The sequence below is a fragment of the Streptomyces sp. NPDC056738 genome (genome assembly GCF_042790435.1).
Taxonomy (GTDB): domain Bacteria; phylum Actinomycetota; class Actinomycetes; order Streptomycetales; family Streptomycetaceae; genus Streptomyces.
The window spans coordinates 97,688-103,200 of the sequence record NZ_JBHTZF010000025.1; the positions used below are offsets into that span (position 1 = coordinate 97,688).

Genomic DNA, 5,513 nt, shown 5'->3' on the forward strand with positions numbered 1-5,513 from the left:
CGGGCACGGCTGTTACGTCAACCCGACCGTCCTCGGCGAGGTGGCCCCGGACCTCGACATCTGGCGCGAGGAGGTGTTCGGACCGGTCGTCGCGCTGCGCGCGGTGGACTCCTTCGACGAGGCGGTCGAGGCGGTCAACGACTCGGTCTTCGGCCTCGCGGCCGCCGTGTTCACCCAGGACCTCGGCGCCGCCCACCGGTTCGTGGACGAGGTGGAGTGCGGCCAGATCGCGGTGAACACCACCACCTCCGGCTGGGACGTCCACCACCCGTTCGGGGGCTTCCGCGACTCCGGCTCGCCCTTCAAGGAGCAGGGCGAGGACGGGCTGCGCTTCTACACCCGGGTCAAGACCGTCGCCCTCCATTTCGGTGTCTGACGCGGCCGTGGGCGAGGAGAGGAGGAGAGCGGATGGCTGACGAGACGATCGCCGTCGTCGGCGCCGGGATCGTGGGTCTGGCCGCGGCACGCGAGATCGCGCTGCGCCGGCCCGGTACGCGTGTCGTGGTCCTGGACAAGGAGCACGAGGTCGCCGTCCACCAGACCGGCCACAACTCGGGCGTGGTGCACGCCGGCATCTACTACCGGCCCGGAAGCCTCAAGGCCCGTCTGTGCGCCAGGGGCGGGGCGATGATCCGGGCGTACTGCCGGGACCGGGGCCTGCCCTACGACGAGTGCGGCAAGCTCGTCGTCGCCGTCACGGACGACGAGGTGCCGCGTCTGGAGGCCCTGTACGCCACCTCCCTGGAGAACAGGGTGCCGGGCCTGCGCCGCGTAGGGGCGGGCGAGATCCACGAGATCGAGCCGTACGCCGTGGGCCGCGCGGCCCTGCACTCCCCGCGCACCGCCATCACGGACTACACGGCGATCGCCCGGTCGTTCGCCGAGGACGTCGTGGACTCCGGCGGCGAGGTGCGGCTCGGTTTCCCCGTCACCCGTGTCACCCGCCTCACCGGCGGCGGCGTCGACGTCGCCTCCGGGGACGAGACCTTGCGGGCCGACCGCGTGGTGCTCTGCGCGGGACTCCACAGCGACCGCGTCGCCCGGCTCGCCGACGACGGTGACGAGCCGCGCATCGTCCCCTTCCGCGGCGAGTACATGACCGTGACACCGAGCCGGGCGCACATGGTCCGCGGCCTCGTCTACCCCGTGCCCGACCCGCGGTACCCCTTCCTCGGCGTGCACTTCACCCGCCGCGTGAACGGCGAGGTCGAGGTCGGCCCCAACGCCGTCCTGGCCCTGGCCCGCGAAGGCTACCGCCGCTCCGACGTCGACCTCCGCGAACTCGCCCGCATCGCCCGCTTCCCCGGCATGTGGCGCCTGGCCAGGGAACACTGGCGCACCGGCGTCAAGGAGATCCGCGGCTCGCTGTCGGTGGAGGCCTACATGAAGGCCGCCAGGGCGTACGTCCCCGCCATCCACGCCACCGACGTGGTGCGCGGCGGAGCCGGCGTGCGGGCCCAGGCGCTCGGCAGGGACGGCTCGCTGGTGGACGACTTCGTCATCCGTCGCACCGGTGACGTCACCGCCGTACGCAACGCGCCCTCGCCCGCCGCGACCTCCTCCATGGCCATCGCGGAACACATCGCCGACACCGTCCTCGACGAGCCCCGCGCAACCTGAACATGCCCCGTGCGCAGGGCACTTCCGCGCAAGAACTGCTTGCGCTCCCAGCGCTCGGCAAAGACCCCCCGCCGACCTAGCGTTCCCTCCGCACCACCCCGGCACCCCTCCGCAGAGAAACGGCAGATGACATGTTCGTTGTCGACACCCAGATCCACATCTGGAAGGAAGAGACCCCGGACCGCCCCTGGGTCCCGGGCGCACGGGAGCGCATCCGCCTCAACGGACACCGCGAGGACCCGTTCTCGTACGAGGAGGCCCTCGATCTGATGGACGAGGCGGGCGTCAACCGGGCGCTGATTCTGCCCCCGTCCTGGGAGGGCAACCGCATCGACTACGCCCTCGAAGCGTGCGAGGCCCACCCGGACCGCTTCGGCATCATGGCCCGCGTCCCCCAGGACGACCCCGTCGAGGGCACCGCGATGCTGAAGGACTTCGCGCGCAACCCGCACATCAAGGGGACCAGGCTCACCTTCCACCGCCCGCAGGACCGCAACTGGATGATCGACGGGACCAACGACTGGTACTGGCCGATCGCCGAGGAACTCGGCATCCCCACGATGGTCCACGCGCCGATCTGGAAGCGCGAACTCGGCGAGATCGCCGCCAAGCACCCCGGCCTGAAGATCATCATCGACCACATGGGCATCATGGCCCGCTGTGTGGACGACGCGATCGGCTACTGGGTCCAGGAGACCGCGGACCTGGCCGTCCACCCGAACATCTACGTCAAGGTCTCGGCGCTGCCCGGCTATTCGACGCAGCCCTTCCCGAACAAGAACATCGAGAAATACGTGCGCGAGATGGTCGACAAGCTGGGCCCCCAGCGCTGCTTCTACGGCACCGACATCACCCGCCTGCTCGGCCACGGCATCACCTACACCGACACCATCGAACAGTTCACCCAGCACTGGGACTTCACGCCCGAGGAGCTGGAGTGGATCCTGGGCCGCGGCATCTCCGAGGTCCTCGACTGGCCGATCGAAGGCTGAGGGCGCACCGGAGATGACGGACACCGAGAACACACCGGGTGCCGGCGGCAGGGACGGCGGTGAGGCGCTCGTATCGGCCTTCGACGCCTTCGGAGCCGACTACGTCTTCTGCTCGTCGGGATCGGAATGGGCCCCGGTCTGGGAATCCCTGGCCCGGCGCCACCGCGACGGCCAGCAGGCCCCCGAGTACCTGGACCTCACCCACGAGACGGTCGCGGTCGGCATGGCCACCGGCTACGGCCTGCTCGCCCGCCGCCCGCAGGCCGTGCTCCTGCACGCGGCGCCCGGCCTGCTCCAGGGCTCCATGGCGGTCCACGGCGCCCTGCTCGCGGGCGTGCCCATGGTGGTCGCCTCCTCGGAGTCGACCACCTACGGCGACGGGCCCGGGCAGGACCCCGGCGGTCAGTGGTACCGCAACCTGTCCGTCGTCGGCGGACCGCACGGCATCGCGCGGCCGTTCACCAAGTGGTCCAACGAGGCCGCGGGGGTGCACACCCTGCCCGCCATGGTCACGCGGGCGGCCGAGCTGGCCTGGCGGGCACCGGCCGGACCGGCCTACCTCAACATCCCGCTGGAGATCCTGCTGGAGGAGTGGGACGGCCGGGAGGCCAAGCCGGTCGTCCCACCGGGTTCGACCCACAGCTCGCCCGAAGAGGTGGACCTCGTCGCCGAGTGGATCCGCGCGGCGGCCGCACCGGTGATCGTCACCGAGACGGCCGGCCGTGAGGCGGGCGGCTTCGAGGCCCTGGTCGCCTTCGCCGAGGCCTGGAACATCCCGGTCGTCGAACCCGACTCGGCCGTGTGCGGCAACTTCCCGCGCACGCACCCGCTCCACGCGGGCTCGGACATCGGCCCCTGGACGGACGAGGCCGACCTCATCCTCCTCGTCAACTGCCGGGCCCCCTTCTACCCTCCGTCGCGCCGCCCGGCCAAGGCGCGGATCGTGGTCGTCGACGAGGTCCCGCAACGCCCGCACGTCGCCTACCAAGTCCTCTTCGCCGACCGCTACCTGGAAGGAGACGTCGCCAACACCCTGCGCCAGCTCACCAAGCGGGCGGACACACGCCCCCTCGAACCAGGGGCCACCGCCGCCGTCACCGCGCGCCGGGCGGAGCACGAGGAGCGGCACGCGGACGAGCAGGCCGCTATCGCCGCCGCCGAGGCGAAGGCCGCCCAGGCCGAGGGCGTCGACCCCGTGCACGTCGCCGCCACCCTGCGCGGGCTCCTGGAGGGGCAGGACGCGATCGTCGTCGACGAGACGATCACCCACAGCCGCACCGTCAGACGCCACCTGCTGACGGCCGAACCCGACTCGTACTTCTACGTCCAGGGCGGACTCGGCCAGGGCATCGCCGTCGCGCTCGGCGTCAAACTCGCCGCCCGCGAGCGGCCCGTGGTGCTGACGATCGGCGACGGCGCCTTCACGTACAACCCGGTCATCCCGTCGTACGACGCCTCGAACGCGTACGGACTGCCGCTGCTGATCGTGGTGTTCAACAACCGTGTCTACAAATCCATGAACCTCAACCACCGCAGGTTCTACCCCGAGGGCGCGGCCGCCGAGACCGGCGAATGGCTCGGCACCGATCTGCGTCGGCTGCCCCGGCTCGCGCGGTTCGCCGAACCGTTCGGCATGCACACCGAGACCGTCGACCTGCCGGACGCGCTCGCCCCCGCCCTGGAGCGCGCCCTCAAGGCGGTCGCGGAGGGCACCACCGCCGTCGTCGACGTCCTCGTCACCCGCTGATCCAGGAGGCACCCGCCACCATGACCGACACCTCGACACCCCGGCCGGGCCAGGTGCTCGTCGCCGCCGACGCGCTCCGCGGCCTCGCCGCCGCACTCCTGGAGAAGGGCGGCCTCGGCCCCGAGCACGCCCGCACCACCGCCGACGTGTTCGTCTGGGCCGCGCTCCGGGGCATCGACTCCCACGGCACCGCGCGCGTCCCCGCCTATCTGGAACTGCTCGCCAAGGGGGTCGCCAACGCCCGTCCCGAGATCACGCTCGAGTCGGGCGGCACGGCCGTCGCCGTCCTCGACGCGGACCGCGCGCCCGGTCCGGTGGCCCTCACCGCGGCGGCCGAGGAGGCCGTCACCCGGGCCAGGGCGAGCGGTGTGGCGGCCGTCGGTGTACGACGCACCGTGCACACCGGGGCCATCGGCTACTACGTGTCGAAGATCGCCGAACAAGGCCTGATCGGGCTCGCGTTCGTCGCCGGCATGCCCAACATGGGCTACACGGGGGTCAAGGGGGCGGCCGTCGCGACCAGTCCGCTCGCCGTCGCCGTCCCGGCGCGCAGCCACGCCCCGCTGGTCCTCGACATGGCCACCGCCACGATCGCCCTGGGCCGGATCCGGCAGGCCAGGGCGAACGGCACCGCGCTGCCCGAGGGCGCCGCCGCCACCGCGGACGGCACCTCCACCACCGATCCGCAGCAGGCGGTCATGCCGCTGCCGCTGGGCGGCGCCAAGGGGTCCGGCATGTCGCTCGCCTTCGAGCTGCTGACCGGCGTCCTCGTCGGCGCGCCCATCTTCACCGCCTTCCACTCCGAGGATCCCGCGGGCCGAGAGCACCGCCAGAACGCCCTGATCGTCGCCATCGACCCGGCGGCCTTCGGCGACGCCGCCGCCTTCACCGACGCCGTCGACGCCACGCTCGACACGCTCAAGGCGCTGACTCCGGCGGACGCGGCGGTGGGCGTGTTCTACCCGGGGGAGCGCAGCGCCGCGGTCGCGGCGACGCGCGCGGGGGAGGGGGTTCCGGTGGCGGCCAAGGTGTGGCGCGAACTGACCGGGAGCGCGGCCGCGTTCGGCGTCACCGTGCCCGAGGTCCTGGGGTAGCTCCCGGACGCGCGTATCCCCGGAGCGGCCCGGTGCCGCGGCGGACGAACAGTCCGCCGC

Annotated in this window: 5 protein-coding genes; all 5 read left to right on the plus strand. The window is 72.2% G+C overall.

Going from position 1 to position 5,513, the window contains the following annotated elements; translation table 11 throughout:
• Positions 1 to 376 (plus strand): aldehyde dehydrogenase family protein (locus ACFRIC_RS39675; RefSeq protein WP_382796644.1); only part of this gene is annotated, 376 nt, incomplete at its 5' end.
• A gap of 32 nt (positions 377 to 408) precedes the next feature.
• On the plus strand, positions 409 to 1,620 hold the full coding sequence (gene lhgO / locus ACFRIC_RS39680) for an L-2-hydroxyglutarate oxidase (RefSeq protein ID WP_382796646.1): 1,212 nt from the start codon (positions 409 to 411) through the stop codon (positions 1,618 to 1,620).
• 131 nt (positions 1,621 to 1,751) lie between these two features.
• The gene (locus ACFRIC_RS39685) at positions 1,752 to 2,612 is read left to right on the plus strand and encodes an amidohydrolase family protein (protein ID WP_382796648.1); all 861 of its coding nucleotides are present in this window, start codon (positions 1,752 to 1,754) and stop codon (positions 2,610 to 2,612) included.
• Positions 2,613 to 2,625: 13 nt separating this feature from the next.
• Entirely contained in the window at positions 2,626 to 4,359 is a 1,734-nt protein-coding gene (locus ACFRIC_RS39690; protein ID WP_382796649.1) for a thiamine pyrophosphate-dependent enzyme, read from the plus strand.
• A gap of 20 nt (positions 4,360 to 4,379) precedes the next feature.
• On the plus strand, positions 4,380 to 5,453 hold the full coding sequence (locus ACFRIC_RS39695; protein WP_382796651.1) for an Ldh family oxidoreductase: 1,074 nt from the start codon (positions 4,380 to 4,382) through the stop codon (positions 5,451 to 5,453).
• Positions 5,454 to 5,513: the final 60 nt, after the last annotated feature.

Coding starts and splice junctions, on each gene's coding strand:
- lhgO (WP_382796646.1), top strand. CDS start 409: ATGGCTGACGAGACGATCGCCGTCGTCGGCGCCGGGATCGTGGGTCTG.
- ACFRIC_RS39695 (WP_382796651.1), top strand. CDS start 4,380: ATGACCGACACCTCGACACCCCGGCCGGGCCAGGTGCTCGTCGCCGCC.
- ACFRIC_RS39685 (WP_382796648.1), top strand. CDS start 1,752: ATGTTCGTTGTCGACACCCAGATCCACATCTGGAAGGAAGAGACCCCG.
- ACFRIC_RS39690 (WP_382796649.1), top strand. CDS start 2,626: ATGACGGACACCGAGAACACACCGGGTGCCGGCGGCAGGGACGGCGGT.